This window comes from Streptomyces sp. 8P21H-1, assembly GCF_013302945.1.
Genome location: NZ_JABTYA010000064.1, coordinates 1 through 1,549, shown reverse-complemented (window position 1 = coordinate 1,549; position 1,549 = coordinate 1). Strand labels below are relative to the sequence as shown.

2 protein-coding genes are annotated in these 1,549 nt (G+C 74.2%); both read right to left on the bottom strand.

The genetic code is table 11. The annotated features are described in order from the left end of the window. On the bottom strand, positions 1–788 hold a 788-nt coding region (locus HO151_RS01165), incomplete at its 3' end, for an NAD(P)/FAD-dependent oxidoreductase (protein ID WP_173894281.1). A 57-nt stretch (positions 789–845) separates the two neighbouring features. Beyond that, positions 846–1,319 (bottom strand): SRPBCC family protein, encoded by a 474-nt coding sequence (locus HO151_RS01160; RefSeq protein ID WP_173894280.1) that lies wholly within the window; start codon positions 1,317–1,319, stop codon positions 846–848. Positions 1,320–1,549: the final 230 nt, after the last annotated feature.

The following is a 1,549-nucleotide window of genomic DNA, read 5'->3' as shown; positions in this document are numbered from 1 at the left end:
ACGGCCCTGCCCTGCCGGACGACGACGCGGCTCACCCGTTCGCCGCACCGCAGGACACCGCCGCGCTCCCGCAGCCGCCGCGCCAGCGCCTCGATGAGGGCGCCCGCGCCCCCGACGGGCACGGGGAAGCCGTACGTCTGGCCCAGCATCGACATCAGCCAGCCGAAGCCGCCGCTGCCCGCGGCCTCGGGAGCCAGGTCGGCGTGCAGCGCGTTGCCCGCGAGCAGCAGCCTGCCGCCCTCGCCCCGGAACTCCTCCTCGCCCAGGCGCCGTACCGGCGTGATCATGGAGCGCGCCATGCGCAGTCCCCCGGCGGTCCGCAGGCGCATGGCCAGCCGGGCGCCGGACCGCACCGGCGGGAACGGCGTGAAGAGCGCCTCCAGGAGGTCGGGGCGCAACTTCTCCCAGACGCGGTGCAGTTCGCGCCAGGAGTCGCCGTCGCCGTCGGCGAAGACGTCCAGCGAGGCGGCGGTGTCGTCGAGGTCGCGTCCGAGCACGGCGCACCGGCCGTCGGACAGCGGGTGGGCCAGTACCCGGGGCGCGTGGCTCCAGCGCAGCCCGTACCGCTCCAGGTGCAGTCCGGCGAGCACCGGCGAGGCGGCGGCCAGCGGGTAGAACGAGCTGAACAGGTCGTTCGTGAAGTCCGGGTCGACCTTGTTGTCGTGCCGGACCGCGCCGCCCGGCTCGTCCTGCTCCTCCAGGACCTCGACGCTCCAGCCCTCGTCCGCCAGCACGTTGGCGGCGACGAGCCCGTTGGGGCCGGCCCCGATCACTACCGCGTCCGGCATGGACGCCTCCCGTCTCGTCGCACCGTTGTCATCGCTCGTCCGTGAGGGTGCCGCGGCTCATGCCGGTTCCGGCTGCGCGTGGGCGGGCTCGGCGTGGCTGCCGCCGTTCTCGCACACGTCGGCCAGCCGCTTGAGCATGGCCCGGTGCCTCAGCTGGATGAGTCCCTCCACGCCCGCGTTGTGCAGGAACCCGCCGACACCCCGCAGCGGGTGCTCGTCGATGATCACCAGGGTGTGGTCGCCCCAGGGGCGCAGCTCGATGGCGATCCGCGCCGTGCCGAGCGGGCCCGCGATCGCCTCCAGCTCCAGCTCGTGTCCCTCGTCGCACGCGCGGACGACCGTCTGGTTGGTGAAGCTGAGCGGCCCGACCCGCACCTCGTAGCCGATGGTCGAGTGCATCTGCGGCCACTGGCCGCGCACGGGGTACGAGGACGCCGTCCCTACGACCCAGTCCGCGTACCGGGTGCCGTCGGCCAGGACGGCCCACACCTCACGTGGACTCTTCTTGATCAGTCGATGGCGTACGGCCACGTCTGTCTCCCTCGTTTCGCACCCGCCGGTAAGGAGTGACCGACTCCGAGTCCCCCGGCATCGGCGCTTCAACCAGGTGGACGCGGCCGGGCCGGACGCGCCCGTCCTACGTCCGGAAGGAGCCGCCTCCGGGAGAGCCGCCTCCCGGGGAGCCGCCCCCGACGGGATCGGCGCGCCCGCCGGCGCCGAGCAGCCCGGTGGGGCGGAAGGGCTCGCGGGCCGCCAGCCGG